Genomic DNA, 797 nt, shown 5'->3' on the forward strand with positions numbered 1-797 from the left:
TGTTGCGATTGAGCATGATTTCATGCAATGATGTTATGAATATATCATTAAATACTATATTCATTATATAATGAAGCTAAGGTAATGTTTTGTTTTTATTTGTTATTTTCTTTGTATTCTTTAAACATTAACTTAAAAAGGTCCACCATTTTTAACCCTCTCACTACTGCATACGTCTTGAATTCTCTATGCAAACTGGGTGTGATTTTGAATTGAAGAGGCTTTGATTCTTCTTCTACAGCCTGAGGGATTCCCGGTTCATCATAAGTTTTGTCGGCTAACTCTTGGGCGAGTTTCTCTGCAGCAACCGGGTCTACTTTTTTTTCTGATTTTGGTTTTTTAAATGAAGTGGCCATTATCCAATTATCCTCAAAATCTCATCAATTAGGTTATTTATTTCTGCTTTTGCCTGTAAGTTATTGCTTTCCAAAACAGACAAACCTAGTGGGATCACGTCACGGTATACCTTGCGGTAATAATTCATGGATTCCATCTGCTTAAGTTCTGAAAACTCAGAAGTAAAACCTATAAACTCTTCTCGTTCACTTTCTTTTACGCTCGGATTAGTATGAGCCATTGAATGGTAAACATAAGCCTCTAATCGTGGGTTAAGGTCCCTGATTCTGACTAACTGCTCCTGCAATTCATTGAGAGTGTCAAGGTCAAGCTGTGATGCTTGGTGCGGTGCAATCAATAAGTCAGCAACTGTTGCTCCTGTGATTAACTCACGGGAGTTTCGGCCTGCGACGTCAACAATGACAAACTCATATTTTTCATCTAATTTGGAGAGATCTGCT

General features: G+C 37.4%; 2 protein-coding genes. Both read right to left on the bottom strand.

Annotated features, from left to right (window positions below; all coding sequences use genetic code 11):
• Positions 1–95: 95 nt before the first annotated feature.
• Positions 96–356 (bottom strand): hypothetical protein, encoded by a 261-nt coding sequence (locus tag ACYQ8U_RS23070; protein WP_459947907.1) that lies wholly within the window; start codon positions 354–356, stop codon positions 96–98.
• Positions 356–797, bottom strand: a 442-nt coding sequence (locus ACYQ8U_RS23075) for a division plane positioning ATPase MipZ (protein WP_459947908.1), incomplete at its 5' end; no start/stop codon positions are given. The genes ACYQ8U_RS23075 and ACYQ8U_RS23070, both read right to left, overlap by 1 nt.

The sequence above is a fragment of the Desulfocastanea catecholica genome (assembly GCF_054657295.1).

What these genes read in the sequence shown, in the direction of transcription:
- ACYQ8U_RS23070 (WP_459947907.1), bottom strand. Translation starts at nt 356, where the DNA reads ATGGCCACTTCATTTAAAAAACCAAAATCAGAAAAAAAAGTAGACCCG.